Source organism: Haloferula sargassicola, from assembly GCF_040362925.1.
Taxonomy (GTDB): Bacteria; Verrucomicrobiota; Verrucomicrobiia; order Verrucomicrobiales; family Akkermansiaceae; genus Haloferula; species Haloferula sargassicola.
Genome location: NZ_BAABRI010000007.1, coordinates 182,939 through 201,359, shown reverse-complemented (window position 1 = coordinate 201,359; position 18,421 = coordinate 182,939). Strand labels below are relative to the sequence as shown.

The window sequence follows — 18,421 nt, the reverse complement described above, 5'->3', positions numbered from 1 at the left end:
GCTGGCACTTGATCTTCGGGTTCGCGATGACATCGTCGCGGCCCGACCATGCGACTGAGCGCCCTTCTTTTCCTCCCCGTCCTCATCCTCGCCTCCTGCGGCGGCCTGCCGCCGGGCTCCGGGCTCGATGCCTACCAGGCCTACGACCGCCCCGCCAAAACCGCGCACGATCCGTCGGCCGTGCGGGTGGAGGTGTCCACCTCCCGCCAGCGCGCCTATGTGATGGAAGGCGACGAACCCCTGCTTGTGATGCCGGTGGCGGTGGGCACGCCCGCCACGCCGACGCCGACCGGTCATTTCCGCATCACCACCAAGGAGGAACGGCGCCGCAGCACGACGGAGGGTTATGCCTCCTCCGGGGACCTGACGAAGAAAGTGACCCGCAGGAACGTGCCGGCCGGCTGGAAGTTCACTGGCCGCCCCCTGCCCTATTGGTGCGGCTTTGGCGATGGCTGCGGCTTCCACACCGGCTGGATCAAGCACACGCCCTGCACCGACGGCTGCATCCGCATGCACGAGAACGTCGCGCCGAAGTTCTTCAACCTCGTGCAGGTCGGCACCCCGGTGGACGTGGCGTTCTATCAACCGGAGGACCGGCTTTACGGAAACATTCCTCTGCCGCCGGATGCGGGCCCGCTGCCGGATTACGACACTTCCGTTTACACCAGCGATGCCTACTTCGAGAGGCACCGCTAGGTCGGACGGCATTGCCAGGCCCTTGGGTCAGTCGCCCGACTTGAGCACCTTGATGAAGGCCTCCTGCGGAATGCTGACCTTGCCGAAAGCCTTCATCTTCTCCTTACCCTTCTTCTGCTTTTCGAGCAGCTTGCGCTTCCGGGTGATGTCGCCGCCGTAGCACTTGGCGGTCACGTTTTTCCGCATCGCGGAGATGCGCTCGGAAGCGATGATCTTGCCACCAATGCAGGCCTGGATGGCCACGACGAAAAGCTGCTGGGGAATCACGTCCTTGAGCTTCACGGCGAGGGCCCGGCCGTAGCTCTCAGCCTTGTCGCGGTGGACGATGGTCGAAAAAGCCTCGACCGGCTCACCGGCGATGAGCATGTCCATCTTGACCATCTTGGCCGGGCGGTAGCCGTGATGTTCGTAGTCCATCGAGCCGTAACCGCGGGTCATCGACTTCATGCGGTCGTTGAAATCGACCAGGATCTCCGAGAGCGGCACCTCGCAGGTGAGCATGACGCGGGTGTCGTCGATCGTTTCCGTGTGCGTGACCTCGCCGCGCTTCTCCATCACCAGCGCCATGATGTCGCCGATGTAGTCGCCGGGAATCATGATGTAGACCTGCACCATCGGCTCGCGGATCTCCTGGATTTCCTGCGGCTCGGGGAGGAAGGACGGGTTGTCGACAATGACCTCCTCGCCATCGGTCCGGGTCACCTGATAGATGACCGAGGGATAGGTCGAGATGACATCCATGTTGAACTCCCGCCGCAGCCGCTCCTGGATGATCTCCATGTGCAGCAGGCCGAGGAAGCCGCAGCGGAAACCGAAGCCGAGTGCGGTCGAACTCTCCGACATGTAGGAAAAGGCCGCGTCGTTGATCTGGAGCTTGGCCATCGCCGCCTTGAGGCCTTCGTAGTCGGAGCTGTCGACCGGATAGATCCCGGAAAAGACCATCGGTTGGATCTCCTTGTAGCCGGGCAGCGGGCTCGGGCACGGGTGGGTGGAGTCGGTGAGCGTGTCGCCGATCTTGGCCTCGTCGGCCGACTTCATGTTGGCGATCACGTAGCCCACGTCGCCCGCGATCAGCTCGTCGCGCGCGGTCATTTTCGGAGTGAAAACCCCGACTTCCTTCACCTCGTAGACTTTGTTGGTGGCGAAGAGCTTGATCTTCTGCCGCCTCTTGATGGTGCCGGAAAACACCCGGACGTAGGAGATCACGCCACGGTAGGCATCGTAGATCGAGTCGAAGACCGAGGCGCGCAGGAGCTTGTCCTCGTTCTCGACCGGTGGCGGGACGCGCGCGACCACGGCCTCGAGGATCTCCTCGATGCCGATGCCGTTTTTCGCCGAGGCGGGGATCGCGTCCTCGGCCGGGATGGCGAGGATGTCTTCGAGCTGGTGCTTGCACTTGTCGACGTCGGCCGCAGGCAGGTCGATCTTGTTGAGCACCGGGATGATGACCAGCTTCTGGTCCATCGCCAGGTGCAGGTTGGCCATCGTCTGGGCCTCCACGCCTTGGGCGGCATCGATCATCAGAATGGCGCCCTCGCAGGCGGCCAGCGAGCGGGCCACCTCGTAGGAGAAGTCCACGTGCCCCGGAGTATCGAGCAGGTTGAGGCGGTAGGTTTTCCCGTCCTTGGCCGTGTATTGCATCGCCACCGGGTGGCTTTTGATGGTGATGCCCTTCTCGCGCTCGAGGTCCATGGCATCGAGGAGCTGGTCCTGCTTTTCCCGCTCGGAAATCGTCTGGGTAAACTCCAGCAGGCGGTCCGACAAGGTCGTCTTGCCGTGATCGATGTGGGCGATGATCGAGAAGTTGCGTGTCAGTTCGGTGGCCATAGCGGTCGGCGGGCGCCCTGGGGGGACGGACGCCGCGGATAAGAACCATGGTTTACTCCGAAAGCACGGAAAAAGAAAGCCGGAGCCGGGCCGGCGGGGAGGAAATGCATAGCCCGGCATTGCCCCCCGCGGCCCGCTTCTGGTAGCCATCACGAGTGAGCGACCGCTATGAGATCGTCGACATCCTGAGCCAGGACGAGCACGGCGTGGTTTTCCAGGCGACCGACCGCGGAAGCGGCTCGACGGTGGTGCTGCGCCGCTTCTTTCCCTTCGGGGCCGGTGGGGGCGGATTGCATGGCGAGGAAAAGGCGGCCTACGAGGTCGCGCTCCGCCGCCTGGCCGGCGTCCACCACCCCGCCCTGCGGCGCGTTCTGGACGGCGGCACCGATCCCGTGGACGGCCTTCCTTTCCTGGTCACCGAGTGGCAGGAGGGCACGCCGCTCGCCCAGGTGCTCGACCAACTGGAGCACCCGGTGGCGACGGCGCGATTGGTGGCGGAGACCGCCCTCGATGCCAGCCTGATGCTCTCCGGGGTGTTTCAGGAAGAAGCGCTGTGGGTGGAATCGACCGCCGAATCCATCGTGCTGCCGCACGACGGCTCCATTCCCGGTGTGACCTTCTGGATCTGCCCGATCCGCTGGCTCGGCGATCCCGGCCAGCGCCAAGCCATGGGTCCGCTGCTCGATCTGATCGAGCGGGTCGCCGGCTGGCGCGGGCGGATCATTTCCGACACCGCGGGAAACGGCCTCGGCGGCTGGGTGAACACGCTGCGCCACAATCCCGGGGCCTGGACCGTCGCGCAGGCCCGCGAGGCGTTGGAGGTGAAGCCGGAGCCCGAGCCGGTCGCTGCCACCCCTCAGCCCGCGTTTGCCGGGCGCAAGGCGAGCAAGGTCGCCCGCCCGAAGGCCAACCCGTGGCCGTGGATCATCGCCATCCTCCTCGCCTCGGCCACCGGCACCTTGGTTTACCTGCAGAAACAGCGCTCCACCCGGCAAGCGGAGGTTTCCCCCCCGGCACCCGCCGCACCAGCGGCCCCGCCCGCCCCATCGACCGCTGCCAAGCCAGCCCCGAAGCCGCCACCGGCGGTCGAGGCCAGCCCACAGGATCCGGAGATCGATCGGATCAACGAACGCGCCAAGCAACTGTCCGAGAAGCAGTCCGACAGCCAGCTGTTCCTCCCCGGCACCGCCTACCCGGTGGAGGGCGAGGTCATCCGCACCGAATCCAGCAAGTCCGGCGCCACCGTCTATGCTCTCGTGCGGACCGGCAACGGGCATGAACGCTGGCTGGCCTTCCGGCGGTCCCAGGTTTCGAGCTTCGATCGGGACAGCATCGGCGATCTGCTTCACAAGAAAGTCCGGGCAACCGGTGAGTTCGGCACGGAAAGCTCGCGGCGCAGCCAGATCTTCTACGTGCGCCGGGAGTCCGACTTCGAAGAACTCGCCCCCTGACCGTGCTTTCCGCCGACACCCAGCTTGTCGAGGCGCGGCTGTTTGTGCCGAAGGAGGTGCTGTCGCTCGCCTCGGCCGGCATCCACCGTGTGCGCGATCTTCTCGACTGGCTCCCTCGCCGCTACGAGGACCGCCGCCGCTTCGACGCCTTCCCGGCCGAGCCCGGCGGCGCGCCTGTCTGCCTGCGGGGGACGGTCATCGACACCCGCAACCGCTTCGGCTCGCGCGTCCGCTTCTATGAGGCGGTGGTGGCCGATGCACGAGGCTCCGGCGTCGGTCCCGCCACGATCACCTGCCGCTGGTTCAACATGCCCTTCCTGGCCAAGGTGCTGGCCGCCGGACAGGAGATCGTGCTCCACGGCAAGCCGAAGGAATTTCAGGGCCGGATCTACATCGATCACCCGGAGTTCGAGGTCATCAACGACAGCTCCGGGCCTTCGATCCACCTCGAGCGGATCGCGCCCGTCTACCGCAACCTTTCCGGCATTTCCCAGCGCCGGCTACGGGAAATGCAGTACCAAGCCCTGGCGGAGGTGGAACCGGGATCGCTGGCCGCGCCTTTCGACGTCGATCCCACCTACCCGCGCGCCGACACCTACCGGGAGGTTCATTTCCCCGACGCTCTAGAGCAGGCCGAGGCTGCCCGGCGGCGCTTCGCGCTGGAGGAGTTTTTCGTGCTCCAGCTGAACGTCGTCTGGCGCCGCGCGCGCATCCGGCATGCGAACGGCCGGGTGCAGGGCAAGAACACCGGATTGCTGACGGCTTTTTATCACAGCCTGCCGTTCGACCTGACCGGTGCGCAGAAGCGCTCGATCAAGGAAATCCTCGGCGACCTGCGCGAGCCGCGCCCCATGAACCGGCTGCTGCAAGGCGATGTGGGGTCCGGGAAAACCTTCGTCGCCATGGCCGCCATGCTTCTGGCAGTCGATTCAGGCAGCCAGGCCGCCCTGATGGCACCCACCCAGATCCTCGCCGAGCAGCATTTCCTGACCTTCAAAAAGTGGCTCGAGCCCCTCGGCATCCGGGTCGCCCTGCGCACCGCCGACCGGCGGGAGAGCAGCCACCTGGAAATCGAGGGCGCACCCCAGATCCTGATCGGCACCCACGCGCTGCTGTTCGACGAAGCTCTTTTCTCCGATCTCGGCCTCGTGGTCATTGATGAGCAGCACAAGTTCGGCGTCATGCAGCGCGGCCGGCTCATCGAGCAGGGCATCCGGCCCGACGTGCTGGTCATGACCGCCACGCCGATTCCGCGGACCTTGACCATGACCATCTACGGCGACCTCGACGTGTCGATCCTCGACGAGCGTCCCGCCGGCCGCGGCAAGCTCGTCACCGCGCTGCGGATCAAACCGAAGCAGACCGACCTGACGCAATTCGTCAAAGACCAGCTCACCGCCGGCCGGCAGGCCTACCTCGTCTATCCGCTGGTCGAAGAGAGCGGGAAACTGAAGGCCGAGTCCGCCACCGCGGCTTGCGAAAAGTGGGTCAAGCGCCTGCCGGGTTTCGAGGTGGGGCTGCTGCACGGCAAGATGGACCCCGAGGAAAAAGAGCGCGTCATGCGGCGTTTCCGCGACCGGGAAATCCACGTTCTGGTCGCCACTTCGGTGATCGAAGTCGGGATCGATGTGCCCAACGCCAACCTGATGGTCATCCACCACGCCGAGCGCTTCGGTCTCGCCCAGCTCCACCAGCTGCGGGGCCGCATCGGCCGCGGGGAACACAAGAGCTACTGCATCCTGCTCACCGACGGCAAATCGCCCGACGCGATGGAGAAGCTCGGGGTCATGGCGAAAACCTCCGACGGCTTCGTGATCGCCGAGGAGGACCTCCGCCTGCGCGGGCCGGGCGATGTGCTGGGCACCATGCAGAGCGGGCTCGGCGACTTCCGCTTTCCCGATTTCCTGGCCGATACCGCCCTGCTCCGCGAGGCCCGCGCGCTGGCCGACCGGATCATTTCCGAGGACCCCGACCTGACAGGTTCGCACGTGGCGCTGGCCGGGCACATCGAGGACCGGCCGGACGCGCAGACGGTTTCCTGAAAAAAAACACCCGGCCGGATCGCTCCGGCCGGGTGCTTGAAATCGTTGCTGGTGGGATGATTACCAGCCGCCGTCGTCGTCAAAGCCGCCGCGCTTGCCACCGCCGCCACCACGACGTTCGCCGTAGCCGCCGCGACCTCCGCCACGCGGGCCGTCGTCGCCATAACCGCCACGACCGCCGCCGCCGCCACCACGGCGATCGCCGTAGCCACCGCGACCTCCGCCGCCGCCACCACCACCACCGCCGCGGCGGTCGCCATAGCCGCCCCGGCCTCCGCCACCGCCACCGCCGCCACCGCGACGCTCGCCACCGCCGAAGCCACCGCTCCGGGGTTCGCGGGCCTCGGCCGCATTGATGCGCAGGGCGCGGCCACCGAAGTCCTGCCCATTGAGGGCCTCGACGGCTTCATTCACCTTGGCCGCGTCGGCGAGCGTCACGAAGCCGAAGCCCCGGGGACGACCCGTCTCGCGGTCGGTGATCAGTTTGACACGCTCCACCGGTCCAAAAGCGGCGAAGAGCTCGGCCACTTCTTCTTCAGTGGCGGTGAAGGGCAGGTTGCCCACGTAGATGTCCATTGGTCGTTGGTCTGAAACGCGCCATGTGGAGAAAAACTTCTCCCCGGCACGGCGCGACCAGAAAGCAGCTTGGCCGGCCGCGCACACGCTCCGGTTATCCGCTCGCTACATCGCCCGTCACGGAGTGGCAAGCACGGAAACCGCGCACCTCTACTCCCTGCCGTAGCGGGTCGGCCCCTCGGAGGGACGTGGAATGCGCCTCATCTGCTCGAAATCCCCTTCCTCGCAGCACCGAACGAAACCTTCCGCATAACTTTTCAGTTTGTTCCACCGCTCGCGGATCGCCTTCGCCTCGTCCGCGGTGATCGAGTCGTCCGCGGCCGATTCGGCGATCCGCTGCAGCAGGCCGGAAAACTGACCGACGATCTCATTGGTCGCCGGCAGCACCTCATAGCCCTTTTCCCGGAAACTCCGCGGATTGTAGACGAAATAGCCGCCGTTTTCGTGGCACAGCCACTCGACGATCCCGGCGTCGCCGCTCAGCTCGACGATCTTCTGCAAGCGGTCCAGTGGGTTGCGGCTGCCCGATCCGTCCTCCGACTGCTTTTCCGCCCACTTGTAGACCAGTGAAAGGGAGACGCCCAGATCCGCGGCGATCGCCTTGGGACTGGTCTTCGCGAATGCCTTGCGCAGCACCTCATGGCTTTCCATGGCCCGCAGGCTAGCAGGTCGCCTCCCAGAGCAAAGCAATTCCAACCGTCGGATTGATCTCGGGAAACCCTGCGAACAACCCGAACGCCGAGCTCCGATCGTCCGCGAACCTTGACCGCCCGTCACAGAAGGCCGAGCCGCTCCGGCGTGGCCTCGCGCGGCCGCGCGGTCAGCAGCTCCGGCTCGCCCTCGGTCACCAGCACGGTGTGTTCGAAGTGGGCGGACATCCGGCGGTCACCGGTGATCACCGTCCACCCATCCTCCAGGATCCGCACCGAGGCGGTGCCGGCGTTCACCATCGGCTCGATCGCCAGCACCATGCCCGGCTCGAGGATCGGGGTTTTTCCCGTGGGCCGGTAGTTGGGAACCTGCGGCTCCTCGTGAAGCTCGCGGCCCACCCCGTGACCGACGAATTCCCGGACCACCGAAAAACCCCGCGGCCTCACGTGCGCCTCCACCGCCCCGCAGACGTCGGCCAGCCGATTGCCCGCGTGCACGTGGGAGATGGCTTCGAAGAGCGATTGCTCGGTCGCCATCAGGAGCTGCTTGGTCGCCTCATCGATCTCCCCCACCGGTACGGTGGTGGCGTTGTCACCGATCCAGCCGTCCTTCACGATGCCGACGTCGATCTTGATGATGTCGCCCATCTGCAGCACCCGTGGTCCGCCGATGCCGTGCACGACCTCCTCGTTCACCGAGAGACAGGTGTATCCGGGAAATCCTCGATAGCCGAGGAAGGCGCTCTTGCAGTTCCGCTCCTTCATGCGCGCGGCGGCCAGCTCGTCGATCGCGCGGGTGGTCATCCCCGGCTCCACGGCGGCGGCCATTTCACACAGGATCTCGCTGGCGATCGCACCAGCCACGCGCATGCGCTCGATCTCCTCCCCGGTCTTGATCCGGATTCGTTTACGCCTCTTGGCCATGGCTGCTCAATGAATCGATGTAGCGGGCCAGCCGATCGGCCACCGTGCCGATGTCATCCGTCGCGTCGCAACGGATCAGCTTTTCCCGCCGCGCGTATCTTTCGATGACCGGCAGGGCATGCAAGGCGAACTCGTCGAAACGACGCAGGAAATTCTCGCGGCCATCATCGGCCCGCGGTCCGGCCACGGCCCCACATTTCGGACAATGCCCGCCGTCGGTCTCGGATTTCTGACCCGACCACCGACATTGCGGGCACTCCACCCGGCGTTCAATCCGGCCGAGCAACTCGCTTTGAGGCACTTCCAAGGCCACCGCCGCATCCACCGACTGACCTCGCTCATCAAGCCATCGCCCGAGGAAGTCATCCTGGGCAGCGGTCCGGGGAAAACCGTCCAACACCCAGCCGGCGGACTCGTGGGATGCCAGCCACGGTTCCATGATGCGACACATCGTGTCGTCCGCCACGTAGCCGCCGCGGGCCAGCACCGGGCGGATCTCCTCGGCGATCGGGCCCTCGTTTTCCAGCTCCTCGCGCAGCAATGCGCCGGTGCTGAGATACGCCAGTCCCTCGCGCTCCGCGATCCTCCGCCCCTGCGTGCCTTTGCCGGACGCAGGGGGACCCAGGAGAACCAACCTCAGCGGCATCGCTTCAGGCACCCTTGGCGAACCAAGCCACCGCGCCGACGATCAGCAGCAGGCCGATGAAGGTCCACAGGAACACCAGCGCGGTGCTGGAACTCGTGGAGTTGCCGCCCTGCGACATCCGGTCGTAGCGGCCCTTCAGCTTGCCCTTGCGCAGGAAGCCATCGTAGTGGCGCTGCAGCAGGTGGGTTTCCACCTGGCGCATGGTGTCGAGGACCACGCCCACGAGAATCAGCAGCGAGGTGCCGCCGAAGAACTGGAGCACCATGGAGCCCGGCGGCAGACCGACGAACTTGGCGATCATCGCCGGCAGCAGGAAGATGGCGGTCAGGAAAATGGCACCCGCGAAGGTCAGGCGGGTCATCGTGAAGTCGAGGAACTCGGCCGTCGGCTTGCCGGGGCGAACGCCCGGGATGTAGCCGCCGTTGCGCTTGAGGTCCTCCGAGATTTGCGAAGGCTGGAACATCGTCGCGACCCAGAAGTAGGAGAAGAAGAAGATGAAGATGGCACCGAGAATGTAATACCAGTAGCCCCCCGCAAGCGCCTGCTGGAGCTTGTGGGCCCATGCCGCGCTCGGGAACACCTGAGCGAGGATCACCGCCGGCAGCGAAAGCACCGCACTGGCGAAAATGATCGGCATCACACCGGCATAGTTGACCTTGAGCGGCAGATACTGCGTCTGCCCGCCGAATTGCTTCCGGCCGACCACCCGCTTCGCATACTGGATCGCGATCCGGCGCTGCGCCTGGGTGATTGCGATCGTGCCGGCGATCACCACCAGCAGCATGGCGATCATCACGACCAGCCAGATCACGTCGGTCGCATTCGCGTCCTCACGGGCCACGAAATACTGCCACGTTTGGAACAGCGCACCCGGAAGGGCGGCGATGATGTTCACCGTGATGATGATCGACGTGCCGTTGCCGATGCCACGATCCGTCATCTGGTCACCGATCCACATCAGCAGCAGCGTGCCGGTCACCACCGTCAGCACCGTGAGCGCCTGCCACGCCACGGTGGGATGCGCCACCAACCGCCGGCCGAGATCGTTCATGACCTCGCCAATACCCTGCATGTACTGGATGTTCTCCGGGTGAACCAACGACCGAGCCACGAAGATTCCCTGCACCAGCGCGATGCCGATGGTCAGGTAGCGGGTGAACTGGGTGATCTTCTGGCGCCCCCCGTCCTCACGCGAAAGGCGGGACAGCTTCGGCACCACCGCCGTCATGAGCTGCATCATGATCGAGGCGGAGATGTAGGGCATGATCCCCAGGGCGAAGATCCCCGCCTTTTGCAAAGCGCCACCCGAGAAAATCCCGAGGATGGCCTGAAGGCCGCCCGCCTGGGTGGCGTCGCGGCTTTCCTTCGAATGCTCGACCCACGCGTCGATCACCGTGGCGTCGACACCGGGAAGGGTCACGTGCACGCCGAGGCGCACGATGACGATCATGGCGAGGGTGAAAAGAATGCGGTCGCGGAGTTCAGGAACCTTCCAGGTGTTCGCGAATGCGGAGATCATGGTGCGTGGGTGGAAATTCGGGGGCGCTCTTTTAAACGCGTCGAGGAAGCGGGCAAGCGCTTCCTCGACAAATGGACATCATCTGTGACGTGGAAGGCTCATCAACCTTCCACGGAACCGCCGGCCGCCTCGATCTTCTCCTTGGCGGAGGCGCTGACCGCACAGCCGGCGACCGTCAGCTTCTTGCTGAGCTGGCCCTGGCCGAGGATCTTCACCACGTCGCACTTGCGGTTGACGAGGTTCTTTTCGCGCAGCGATTCCTCATTGACGGTGGCACCGTCCTCGAAGCCCTTCTCGAGTTGGGCGAGGTTGACGACGGAGACCTTCGTCTTGAAGTCGAAGTTGTTGAAGCCCTTCTTCGGAAGGCGACGGTGAAGGGGCATCTGGCCCCCTTCGAAACCCGGCCGGACCGAACCACCCGAGCGGGCCTTCTGGCCCTTGTTGCCCTTGCAGGAGGTCTTGCCGTGACCGGAGCTTTCGCCGCAACCGAGGCGCTTGACCCGGTGCTTGGCTCCCTTGTTCGGCTTGAGAGTGTGAAGTTTCATGGTTGGAAAGACTCAAGACTTGAAGACACAAGACGCAAGACCTGAGAGTTTGAATGGATGAAGTGTTTTGGTTGGGGTGGAAACGGAAGACCAAAGGCCAGATCCCTGATCTCATGTCTTGAGTCTTGCCGTCTCGTGTCTCGCTTAGATCGACTCCTTCTTCTTTTTGCCGCGCGCGCCCAGGATCTGGTCGCGGGTGCGGAGTTGGGAGAGAGCCTTGAGCGTCGCCTTGACCACGTTGGCGTGGTTGGCCGAACCAAGGGACTTGGCCAGCACGTCGCGGATGCCGACGGCCTCGCACACGGCGCGGACGCCACCACCGGCGATGATGCCGGTACCTGCGGAGGCGGGCTTGAGGAGGACCTTGCCCCCGCCGTATTCGGCATAGGTTTCGTGCGGAATCGTGCCTTCCTCGCCGATGTTCATCGGAACGAGCGACTTGCGACCGGCTTCGCTGGCCTTGCGGATGGCGTCGGCCACTTCGTTGGCCTTGCCGAAGCCCAGGCCGACCTTGCCCTCCTTGTCGCCGATGACGACGAGCGCGGAGAAGCTGAAGCGACGGCCGCCTTTGACGACCTTGGCGCAGCGATTGATGAAGACGACCTTCTCGGTCACTTCCTTGCCATCGACCTCGATCGGTTGACGCTCCTCGCGACGCGGGCCGCGTCCACGTCCGTCGCGCTGGTCGCGCTGCGGGCGGTTCTGGGAGGCGGGCGGATTATCGTTGGTAGTCACCATGACTTGGTTTCGCGGAGGAGATTAGAATTGGAGACCGGCTTCCCGGGCAGCTTCAGCAAGAGCTTTGATCTTGCCGTGATACAGGTGGCCGCCACGGTCGAAGACCACGGCGCTGACGTTCGCTTCCTTGGCGCGCTCGGCGATGAGCTTGCCCACGGTGGCGGCGCAATCGACGTTCGAGGCGCTCTTTTCGACACCCTTGTCCATCGTCGAGGCGGAGGCCAGCGTGCGGCCGGCGGCGTCGTCGATGATCTGGGCGTAGACGTGCTGGTTCGAATAGTGCACGGCCAGACGCGGACGATCGGCGGTTCCGGCAACCTTGCGGCGGATCCGGGCGTGAATCCGGCGGCGCACTTCCTTGCGTTTCAGTAGACTCATTTCTTTGGGACGGTTGCGGATTACTTGCCGACGCTCTTGCCTTCCTTGCGGCGGACGCGCTCACCGGCGTAGCGCACGCCCTTGCCCTTGTAGGGTTCCGGCGGGTAGTAGCTGCGGACTTCCGCGGCGAACTGCCCGACCTTCTGCTTGTCGATGCCTTCCACCTTGATCTTGGTGTTCTCGTTGACGCTGACGGTCAGGTCCGAGGGAATCGGGTGCAGGATCGGGTGCGACTTGCCGAGCGAGAGGTCGAGGTCCTGGCCCTTGACCGCGGCACGCATGCCGACGCCCTGGATTTCCAGTTCCTTGACGAATCCCTGGCTGACGCCGGTGATCATGTTGTTAACGATGCTGCGGACGGTGCCGTGGAGCGCGCGGTGCTCGCGCTGCTCGGTGGCGCGGGAGACGACGATGGCGCCGTCCTCCTCCTTGACCTTGATGCCCTTCGGCAGCGAGAAGTCGAGCTTGCCCTTCGGGCCCTCGACCTGAACGGTTTCGCCGGAAACGCTCACCTTCACCTTTTCGGGAAGGGAGATCGGCTTCAATCCAACTCGTGACATGGTTCTGTTTCCTTTCTCGGGTTGGGGTTACCAGACGTTGGCGAGGATTTCGCCGCCCAGCTTCGAGCGCTTGGCGGTGGCGCCGGACATCACCCCTTTCGAGGTGGAAACGATCGCGATGCCGAGACCGTTGAGGACGCGCGGGATGTCATCGGAGCCGGCGTAAACGCGGCGGCCCGGCTTGGAGACGCGCTTGAGGTCGGTCAGCACGGGGCGACCATCGACGTAGCGGGCCTTGACCTTGATTTCGGGAAACGAGCCTTCGGTGACGACCTCGTAGTTCCAGATGTAGCCTTCCTCCTGGAGGATCTTGGCGATGTCGGCCTTGATCCGGGAGTAGGGAGCGGTGAATTCCTCGTTGCCGGCCCGGCAGCAGTTCTTGAAGCGGGTCAGGAAGTCGGAAATGGGATCGGAAAGAACAGCCATGGTATTGCTTTCGTTATAGGGGTCTTCGTTTTAGGCGGCAGCCCCTTCTTCGGCGGCCTTGGCGGTGTCACGGAACGGCATGCCCAGCTCGGCGAGCAGCGACTTGCCTTCCTCGTTGGTCTTCGCGGTGGTCACGAAGATCAGGTCGAAGCCGATCTGGCGCTTGATCTGGTCGAGCTCGATCTCCGGGAAAATCGACTGGTCGGCGAATCCGACGGCGTAGTTGCCACGGCCGTCGAAGCCCTTCGGGCTGATGCCGCGGAAGTCGCGGATGTTCGGCGCGGTGACGTTGATGAAACGGTAGAGGAACTCCCACATGCGCTCGCCGCGCAGCGTGACGCGGGCGCCGAGGGGTTCACCGGCGCGCAGCTTGAAGTTCGCGACGGCCTTCTTCGAGAAGGTGATGGACGGCTTCTGCCCGGTGATCTTGGAGATCTCCGAAACGGCGTCATCGACGGCGACCTTGCGGTCGGGGGCCTTGCCCATGCACGAGGTCACAACGATCTTCTCGAGCTGGGGCACCTGGTGCGGATTGGTGTAGCCGTGCTTCTCCTTGAGAGCCGGCACCACCTTGTCCTTGTAGTGTTGTAGCAGGATTGGGGTGCTCATTTTGGTTTAAGCGGGTCAGCGCTGTTGATGGTTTGCGCTTAAGCGCGGGCGGACGTCCCTGACGGGAGATCAGCCCAGTTTTTTCACATTGGAAATATGGACGGGACCGTCCTGCTCGAGGAGTCCCCCATCGGGATTCTGCTCGGAGCGGCGGGTCGCCTTCTTGATCTTGCGGGCGCCTTCGACGATCACCTGTTGCTTGGCGGCATTGACGGCGAGGACCTTGCCTTGCTTGCCCTTGTGGTTGCCGGCGATGATTTCAACCTCATCACCCTTTTTGACGTGAGTCTTCATGGAAAACGGTGGCGGCTTGGGGTTCAGAGGACCTCCGGGGCCAGGGACACGATCTTCATGAACTGTTTTTCACGAAGCTCGCGGGCCACGGGACCGAAAATGCGGGTGCCCTTGGGGTTGTTGTCCTTGTCGATGACGACGATGGCGTTGTTGTCGAAGCGCAGCACCGAACCGTCGGAGCGGCGGATCGGAGCGGCGGTGCGCACCACCACGGCCTTGACGACCGAACCCTTCTTGACCGAGGCGGTCGGGATCGAGTCGCGCACGTGCGCAGTGATGATGTCGCCGACGTTGGCGATGCGCGAGCGGGTGCCGAGCACACCGATCATCTTGGCGGAACGGGCACCGGTATTGTCGGCGACCGAGACGAGGGATTCCATTTGGATCATGGCAGGAGTGGTAAAAGCTGAAATGCTGAGAACCTGAAATGCTGAAATTGAGAGTGGGTGCCGAGCTGCCGGGTTTCAGCTTTTCAGCATTTCCGCGTTTCAGTCTTTATTCGATCAGTGGCTCAGGACCTCGGCGAGAGCCCAGCACTTGGTCTTGGACATCGGACGGGTCTCGACGATGCGGACCTTGTCACCGATCTTGGCGGCGCCTTCCTCGTCGTGGACGTAGTACTTCTTGGACCGCTTGACGATCTTCTTGAACTGCGGGTGCGGAACGCGGGCGACGTGCTCGACGACGATGGTTTTGTTCATCTTGTCGGACACGACCACGCCGACGCGGGTCTTGCGGAGGTGCGGACGGGAGTCCTCTTGAGTCTCGCTCATGGCTGAAAAAATTTAGAGGTCAGGGAATTCAGCCCTCCTGGCGGGCATTGAGGTAGGTCATGGCCCGGGCGATGTCCCGGCGAACCGTGCGGATGCGAGCGGTGTTCTCGAGCTGACCGGTGGTCTGCTGGAGCTTCAGCGCGAAGCCTTCCTCCTTGAGCTCGCCGATCTTGGCGGTCAGCTCCTTGGCGGTCAGCTCGGCGAAAGGATGTTTCTTGGTCGAGGCCATGATGTGGATCAGGAATGGGGATTGCGGACGACGAAACGGGTGGGCACGCCGAGCTTGTAGGAGGCGAGGCGCATGGCTTCGCGGGCCTGGCTTTCCGGCACGCCGGCAACCTCGAAGAGCATGTTGCCGGGGCGCACGACGGCCACCCAGGCTTCGACGGCACCCTTACCTTTACCCATCCGGGTTTCCGGCGGGCGGGAGGTGATCGACTTGTGCGGGAAGATGCGGATCCAGACCTTACCCTTACGCTTGAGGTAACGGTTGATCGCGATCCGGCAGGCTTCGATCTGGCGGTTGGTCATCCAGCCGCGACCGAGGCATTGGAGTCCGAAGTCACCGAAGGCGACGGTGGTGCCGCGCTGCGCGTTGCCGGCGCGGCTGCCACGGTGGCTCTTGCGGAACTTCGTGCGTTTGGGCATCAAAGGCATGACGGGGTCCTCCTAAAATCAGTTTGAGTTTCGTGTTCGGGCTCAGGCTTGCGGAGCGGGAGCGTTGTTGCGGGGACGACGCGGGCCGCGGTCGCGGCGCTCGCCACCGGGCGGCGGGGTGCGGTCGGCGTCCTCCTTCTTGTTGATCCAGCACTTGATGCCGATCACGCCGTAAACCGTGCGGGCTTCGGCAAAACCGTAGTCGAGCGGCACGCGCAGCGTCTGGAGCGGCACCTTGCCCTGGCGATACCATTCGGCACGGGCGATGTCGGCACCACCGAGACGGCCGGCGCAGCGGATCCGGATGCCGTCGGCACCGAAGTCCATGGTAGTCTGCACGGCGCGCTTCATGGCGCGGCGGAAGGAGATCCGGCGCTCGAGCTGGATGGCGACCTGCTCGGCGACGAGCTGGGCGTCGAGCTCCGGCTTGCGGATTTCAACGATGTCGATCTTGACGTTGTTGTTGTTGCAGATCTTGGCGAGGTCGTTGGTCATGCGCTCGATCTCCGAACCCTTGCGGCCGATGATCAGGCCCGGACGGGAGGTGTGGAGCGTGACGCGGACGCTGGCCCAGGCGCGCTCGATGACGACCTTCGAGAGGGCGGCGAACTGCAGGCGGTCCTTGATGTACTTCCGGATCTTGAGGTCCTCGTGAAGTTTCTCGGTGTAGTCCTTGCCGGACGCATACCACTTGGAGCGCCAGTCCTTGTTGACGGCGAGACGGAATCCGATTGGGTTGACTTTCTGGCCCATAATGAAAAGTGCGTTGCGGGGTTTCGTGGGTTCAGGCTTCGGCCTTGGCGGACACGTGGACCCGCTTCTTCTTCGAGGTTTCCTCCGGAGCTTCCGCGAGGGTGATGAAAATGTGGCTGGTGCGCTTGAGGATGCCGCCGGCGGATCCGCGGGCACGCGGCTGGAAGCGCTTGAGCACCGGACCGGCACCGACCACCGCTTCCTTGACGACGAGCTCGTCGGCATTCAGCGCGAAGTTGTTCTCCGCGTCGGCGACGGCCGTCTTGAGGGTCTTGTTGATCAGGAACGCCGCCTTCTTGGGAGTGAAGGCGAGGATATCGAGGGCGGCGGAAACAGGAAGACCCTGGATTTCGCGCGCCACGTCACGTGCCTTCTTCGGCGAGACGCGGACGAATTTGCTGGTGCTCTTGACTTCCATCGGAATTGAAGGTGAAGGGTTGGCTGGGCCTGGACGGTTATTCGGTTTCGAGAATGGCAAGGTCGCCGACACGCACCGGTCCCTGGCCGGGATCGAGCGTTTCGACGAAGGCACCGGCCACCGACGATCGGACGTCGGCGATGATGGCGGTGCCGTAAGGTTGGTCGCCCCGGTAGAGGCGGTAGGTGGAGCCGATCCGGGTTTGCTGCCGCTCGCCGACATTGAAGACGAGGAGGCCGCTTTCGGAATCGATGCTCATGACGTTGGCACGGCTGGCCGTGCCGGACGCCTGAGCGGCGGGGGCGGGCTTGTGGCGCAGTCCGAGGACGACGTCAAGCTCTCTCATGGCGGATTCGACACGAAGTCTCGCATCGGGATCCGCGGCCACCGCCTGGCGGAGATAATCGGTCACCGCGGCGGTCAGGTTGCCGGCGGCGGACTCGACCTTGGCGGTGCGCTCTTCGAGCAGGACCCGGTCGGAAACGGCGTCGACCAGGCGGTCGTCGCCGCCTTCAAGCAGGCTGCCTCCGAGGGCGTTGAGGCGGACCCGGATTTCGGCCAGCTGCTCGGACGCTTCCTTTTCCGCACGGTTGGCGGAGGCGAGCGCGTCCTTGAGCGACTGGTTCTCCGATTGCAGGTCGGCGATGACGCCCTGCAGCCGCTCGCTATCCACCCCCTGCCCCACGGCGGCGCCCGTCTGCAGTCCGAGGACGGCAGCAGCGATGGCGATGGCACGCGGGGTGTTCATGGGAGCGGAAACGGAGAGCGGGATGGATTACTTCTTACCGATGCCGCCGTGGGCACGGAAGATGCGGGTCGGGGCGAATTCGCCGAGCTTGTGGCCGACCATGTTTTCGGTGACGTACACCGGCACGAAGGTCTTGCCGTTGTGGACGGAGAAGTTGAGGCCGACGAAGTCGGGCGTGATCATCGACTTGCGGCTCCAGGTCTTGATCGGCTTCTTGTCGTTGGTCTCGACGGCCTTGTCGATTTTCGCGAGGAGCTTCTGATCGACGAACGGGCCTTTCTTGAGGGAACGTGACATGATTTTCGAGAGTAGGAGTTAGGCTCAGCGCTTCTTGTTTTTGCGGCGCTCGACGATGAAGGTACTGGACGGCTTCTTCGGATTGCGGGTCTTCTCGCCCTTCGCGTGGCCCCAGGGGCTGAGAAGGTGCTGGCGGCCACCACCGGACTTCGACTTGCCCTCACCACCACCGTTCGGGTGGTCGACGGGGTTCATGCACATGCCGCGGACGGTCGGGCGGGTGCCCTGCCAGCGGGTGCGGCCGGCCTTGCCTGAAACTTCGTTCATGTGGTCGCGGTTGCCGACCTGGCCGACGGTGCAGTAGCACCGGGCGTTGAAGCGGCGGATCTCACCGGAGGGCATCTTGACCAGCGCGAAGTCACCATCGCGGTTGGAAAGGATGGCCTGCTGACCGGCGGCGCGGGCCACCTTGCCACCGGAGCCGGGAATCAGCTCGATGTTGTGGATGGCGGTGCCGAGCGGCACTTCCGAGAGCGGCAGCGCGTTGCCGGGCTTCGGGGCGGCCTTTTCACCGGCCATCACCTTGGCGCCGACTTCGAGACCGACCGGAGCGAGGATGTAGCTCTTCTGGCCGTCCTCATACTGGATGAGGGCGATGCGGCAGGTGCGGTTCGGATCGTACTCGATGCCAAGGACTTCGGCGGCGACGTCGTGCTTGCGGCGCTTGAAGTCCACCATGCGGTAGTGGCGCTTGTGGCCACCGCCGATGTGGCGGGTGGTGATCCGTCCGGTGTTGTTGCGGCCGCCGCTCTTCTTGAGCGGGCTGAGCAGGGACTTCTCCGGGGTCTTCTTCGTGATTTCGTCGAAGCCGGGAAGCACCTTGTAGCGCTGGGGCGGCGTGAGGGGTCTGAACTCCTTGAGAGGCATGGCTCGTTAGGGTGTTAGGCTTTGGAA

The 18,421-nt window shown here is 64.4% G+C and carries 25 protein-coding genes; 3 read left to right on the top strand and 22 right to left on the bottom strand.

Annotated features, from left to right (window positions below; translation table 11 throughout):
* Window positions 1-48 precede the first annotated feature (48 nt).
* Window positions 49-696, top strand: coding sequence for a L,D-transpeptidase (locus ABXH26_RS08005; protein ID WP_353566527.1), 648 nt, complete (start codon window positions 49-51; stop codon window positions 694-696).
* A gap of 27 nt (window positions 697-723) precedes the next feature.
* Here the strand turns inward: ABXH26_RS08005 and lepA are convergent, their stop codons facing one another.
* Entirely contained in the window at window positions 724-2,523 is a 1,800-nt protein-coding gene (gene lepA, locus ABXH26_RS08000; protein WP_353566526.1) for a translation elongation factor 4, read from the bottom strand.
* A gap of 155 nt (window positions 2,524-2,678) precedes the next feature.
* On the opposite strand from lepA, the gene ABXH26_RS07995 reads away from it, so the two are divergent.
* Together ABXH26_RS07995 and recG are read left to right on the top strand one after the other, a co-directional pair.
* The gene (locus ABXH26_RS07995; protein WP_353566525.1) at window positions 2,679-3,974 is read left to right on the top strand and encodes a serine/threonine-protein kinase; all 1,296 of its coding nucleotides are present in this window, start codon (window positions 2,679-2,681) and stop codon (window positions 3,972-3,974) included.
* A 2-nt stretch (window positions 3,975-3,976) separates the two neighbouring features.
* Entirely contained in the window at window positions 3,977-6,016 is a 2,040-nt protein-coding gene (recG, locus tag ABXH26_RS07990) for an ATP-dependent DNA helicase RecG (protein ID WP_353566524.1), read from the top strand.
* A gap of 60 nt (window positions 6,017-6,076) precedes the next feature.
* Here the strand turns inward: recG and ABXH26_RS07985 are convergent, their stop codons facing one another.
* The 21 genes from ABXH26_RS07985 to rplB all read right to left on the bottom strand — a co-directional run bounded on the left by ABXH26_RS07985 (window position 6,077) and on the right by rplB (window position 18,394).
* Window positions 6,077-6,592, bottom strand: a complete 516-nt coding sequence (locus tag ABXH26_RS07985; protein WP_353566523.1) for an RNA recognition motif domain-containing protein — start codon at window positions 6,590-6,592, stop codon at window positions 6,077-6,079.
* Window positions 6,593-6,742: 150 nt separating this feature from the next.
* Window positions 6,743-7,243, bottom strand: a complete 501-nt coding sequence (locus ABXH26_RS07980) for a phage regulatory CII family protein (protein ID WP_353566522.1) — start codon at window positions 7,241-7,243, stop codon at window positions 6,743-6,745.
* Between the two features lie 122 nt (window positions 7,244-7,365).
* Window positions 7,366-8,166 (bottom strand): type I methionyl aminopeptidase, encoded by an 801-nt coding sequence (gene map / locus ABXH26_RS07975; protein WP_353566521.1) that lies wholly within the window; start codon window positions 8,164-8,166, stop codon window positions 7,366-7,368.
* Entirely contained in the window at window positions 8,150-8,824 is a 675-nt protein-coding gene (locus tag ABXH26_RS07970) for an adenylate kinase family protein (RefSeq protein ID WP_353566520.1), read from the bottom strand. Before ABXH26_RS07970 ends, map begins: the two co-directional genes overlap by 17 nt.
* Entirely contained in the window at window positions 8,817-10,331 is a 1,515-nt protein-coding gene (gene secY / locus ABXH26_RS07965; protein ID WP_353566519.1) for a preprotein translocase subunit SecY, read from the bottom strand. The genes ABXH26_RS07970 and secY overlap by 8 nt, the downstream gene beginning before the upstream one ends.
* 101 nt (window positions 10,332-10,432) lie before the next feature.
* A complete protein-coding gene (gene rplO, locus ABXH26_RS07960) occupies window positions 10,433-10,876 on the bottom strand; it encodes a 50S ribosomal protein L15 (protein ID WP_353566518.1) in 444 nt (147 codons plus the stop codon).
* Window positions 10,877-11,020: 144 nt separating this feature from the next.
* Window positions 11,021-11,614, bottom strand: coding sequence for a 30S ribosomal protein S5 (gene rpsE / locus ABXH26_RS07955; protein WP_353566517.1), 594 nt, complete (start codon window positions 11,612-11,614; stop codon window positions 11,021-11,023).
* A 21-nt stretch (window positions 11,615-11,635) separates the two neighbouring features.
* Entirely contained in the window at window positions 11,636-11,992 is a 357-nt protein-coding gene (gene rplR, locus ABXH26_RS07950; RefSeq protein WP_353566516.1) for a 50S ribosomal protein L18, read from the bottom strand.
* Between the two features lie 20 nt (window positions 11,993-12,012).
* The gene (gene rplF, locus ABXH26_RS07945) at window positions 12,013-12,552 is read right to left on the bottom strand and encodes a 50S ribosomal protein L6 (RefSeq protein WP_353566515.1); all 540 of its coding nucleotides are present in this window, start codon (window positions 12,550-12,552) and stop codon (window positions 12,013-12,015) included.
* A 27-nt stretch (window positions 12,553-12,579) separates the two neighbouring features.
* Window positions 12,580-12,978 carry a 30S ribosomal protein S8 gene (gene rpsH / locus ABXH26_RS07940; protein ID WP_353566514.1) on the bottom strand — a complete coding sequence of 133 codons (399 nt, stop codon included), beginning with the start codon at window positions 12,976-12,978 and terminating at the stop codon, window positions 12,580-12,582.
* Window positions 12,979-13,008: 30 nt separating this feature from the next.
* Window positions 13,009-13,587, bottom strand: coding sequence for a 50S ribosomal protein L5 (gene rplE / locus ABXH26_RS07935; protein WP_353566513.1), 579 nt, complete (start codon window positions 13,585-13,587; stop codon window positions 13,009-13,011).
* 69 nt (window positions 13,588-13,656) lie between these two features.
* Window positions 13,657-13,881 (bottom strand): 50S ribosomal protein L24, encoded by a 225-nt coding sequence (gene rplX, locus ABXH26_RS07930; protein ID WP_353566512.1) that lies wholly within the window; start codon window positions 13,879-13,881, stop codon window positions 13,657-13,659.
* 23 nt (window positions 13,882-13,904) lie between these two features.
* On the bottom strand, window positions 13,905-14,270 hold the full coding sequence (rplN, locus tag ABXH26_RS07925) for a 50S ribosomal protein L14 (RefSeq protein ID WP_353566511.1): 366 nt from the start codon (window positions 14,268-14,270) through the stop codon (window positions 13,905-13,907).
* A gap of 114 nt (window positions 14,271-14,384) precedes the next feature.
* Window positions 14,385-14,654, bottom strand: a complete 270-nt coding sequence (rpsQ, locus tag ABXH26_RS07920) for a 30S ribosomal protein S17 (RefSeq protein ID WP_353566510.1) — start codon at window positions 14,652-14,654, stop codon at window positions 14,385-14,387.
* Window positions 14,655-14,682: 28 nt separating this feature from the next.
* Window positions 14,683-14,883 (bottom strand): 50S ribosomal protein L29, encoded by a 201-nt coding sequence (gene rpmC / locus ABXH26_RS07915; RefSeq protein WP_353566509.1) that lies wholly within the window; start codon window positions 14,881-14,883, stop codon window positions 14,683-14,685.
* A gap of 8 nt (window positions 14,884-14,891) precedes the next feature.
* A complete protein-coding gene (gene rplP / locus ABXH26_RS07910; RefSeq protein ID WP_353566508.1) occupies window positions 14,892-15,311 on the bottom strand; it encodes a 50S ribosomal protein L16 in 420 nt (139 codons plus the stop codon).
* A gap of 42 nt (window positions 15,312-15,353) precedes the next feature.
* Entirely contained in the window at window positions 15,354-16,064 is a 711-nt protein-coding gene (rpsC, locus tag ABXH26_RS07905; protein WP_353566507.1) for a 30S ribosomal protein S3, read from the bottom strand.
* A gap of 31 nt (window positions 16,065-16,095) precedes the next feature.
* A complete protein-coding gene (gene rplV / locus ABXH26_RS07900) occupies window positions 16,096-16,482 on the bottom strand; it encodes a 50S ribosomal protein L22 (protein WP_353566506.1) in 387 nt (128 codons plus the stop codon).
* A gap of 37 nt (window positions 16,483-16,519) precedes the next feature.
* Complete coding sequence (locus ABXH26_RS07895; protein ID WP_353566505.1) at window positions 16,520-17,230, bottom strand: hypothetical protein; 711 nt, start codon at window positions 17,228-17,230, stop codon at window positions 16,520-16,522.
* Between the two features lie 27 nt (window positions 17,231-17,257).
* Complete coding sequence (gene rpsS, locus ABXH26_RS07890) at window positions 17,258-17,527, bottom strand: 30S ribosomal protein S19 (RefSeq protein WP_353566504.1); 270 nt, start codon at window positions 17,525-17,527, stop codon at window positions 17,258-17,260.
* Between the two features lie 24 nt (window positions 17,528-17,551).
* A complete protein-coding gene (gene rplB / locus ABXH26_RS07885; protein WP_353566503.1) occupies window positions 17,552-18,394 on the bottom strand; it encodes a 50S ribosomal protein L2 in 843 nt (280 codons plus the stop codon).
* Window positions 18,395-18,421: the final 27 nt, after the last annotated feature.

What these genes read in the sequence shown, in the direction of transcription:
- rplO (WP_353566518.1), bottom strand. Translation starts at nt 10,876, where the DNA reads ATGAAACTTCACACTCTCAAGCCGAACAAGGGAGCCAAGCACCGGGTC.
- rpmC (WP_353566509.1), bottom strand. Translation starts at nt 14,883, where the DNA reads ATGGCCTCGACCAAGAAACATCCTTTCGCCGAGCTGACCGCCAAGGAG.
- ABXH26_RS07985 (WP_353566523.1), bottom strand. Translation starts at nt 6,592, where the DNA reads ATGGACATCTACGTGGGCAACCTGCCCTTCACCGCCACTGAAGAAGAA.
- rplB (WP_353566503.1), bottom strand. Translation starts at nt 18,394, where the DNA reads ATGCCTCTCAAGGAGTTCAGACCCCTCACGCCGCCCCAGCGCTACAAG.
- rplN (WP_353566511.1), bottom strand. Translation starts at nt 14,270, where the DNA reads ATGATCCAAATGGAATCCCTCGTCTCGGTCGCCGACAATACCGGTGCC.
- rplP (WP_353566508.1), bottom strand. Translation starts at nt 15,311, where the DNA reads ATGCCTTTGATGCCCAAACGCACGAAGTTCCGCAAGAGCCACCGTGGC.
- rplR (WP_353566516.1), bottom strand. Translation starts at nt 11,992, where the DNA reads ATGAGTCTACTGAAACGCAAGGAAGTGCGCCGCCGGATTCACGCCCGG.
- rpsQ (WP_353566510.1), bottom strand. Translation starts at nt 14,654, where the DNA reads ATGAGCGAGACTCAAGAGGACTCCCGTCCGCACCTCCGCAAGACCCGC.
- rpsS (WP_353566504.1), bottom strand. Translation starts at nt 17,527, where the DNA reads ATGTCACGTTCCCTCAAGAAAGGCCCGTTCGTCGATCAGAAGCTCCTC.
- ABXH26_RS07895 (WP_353566505.1), bottom strand. Translation starts at nt 17,230, where the DNA reads ATGAACACCCCGCGTGCCATCGCCATCGCTGCTGCCGTCCTCGGACTG.
- lepA (WP_353566526.1), bottom strand. Translation starts at nt 2,523, where the DNA reads ATGGCCACCGAACTGACACGCAACTTCTCGATCATCGCCCACATCGAT.
- ABXH26_RS07980 (WP_353566522.1), bottom strand. Translation starts at nt 7,243, where the DNA reads ATGGAAAGCCATGAGGTGCTGCGCAAGGCATTCGCGAAGACCAGTCCC.
- rplX (WP_353566512.1), bottom strand. Translation starts at nt 13,881, where the DNA reads ATGAAGACTCACGTCAAAAAGGGTGATGAGGTTGAAATCATCGCCGGC.
- rplV (WP_353566506.1), bottom strand. Translation starts at nt 16,482, where the DNA reads ATGGAAGTCAAGAGCACCAGCAAATTCGTCCGCGTCTCGCCGAAGAAG.
- rpsH (WP_353566514.1), bottom strand. Translation starts at nt 12,978, where the DNA reads ATGGCTGTTCTTTCCGATCCCATTTCCGACTTCCTGACCCGCTTCAAG.
- secY (WP_353566519.1), bottom strand. Translation starts at nt 10,331, where the DNA reads ATGATCTCCGCATTCGCGAACACCTGGAAGGTTCCTGAACTCCGCGAC.
- rpsC (WP_353566507.1), bottom strand. Translation starts at nt 16,064, where the DNA reads ATGGGCCAGAAAGTCAACCCAATCGGATTCCGTCTCGCCGTCAACAAG.
- ABXH26_RS08005 (WP_353566527.1), top strand. Translation starts at nt 49, where the DNA reads ATGCGACTGAGCGCCCTTCTTTTCCTCCCCGTCCTCATCCTCGCCTCC.
- rplE (WP_353566513.1), bottom strand. Translation starts at nt 13,587, where the DNA reads ATGAGCACCCCAATCCTGCTACAACACTACAAGGACAAGGTGGTGCCG.
- rplF (WP_353566515.1), bottom strand. Translation starts at nt 12,552, where the DNA reads ATGTCACGAGTTGGATTGAAGCCGATCTCCCTTCCCGAAAAGGTGAAG.
- rpsE (WP_353566517.1), bottom strand. Translation starts at nt 11,614, where the DNA reads ATGGTGACTACCAACGATAATCCGCCCGCCTCCCAGAACCGCCCGCAG.
- map (WP_353566521.1), bottom strand. Translation starts at nt 8,166, where the DNA reads ATGGCCAAGAGGCGTAAACGAATCCGGATCAAGACCGGGGAGGAGATC.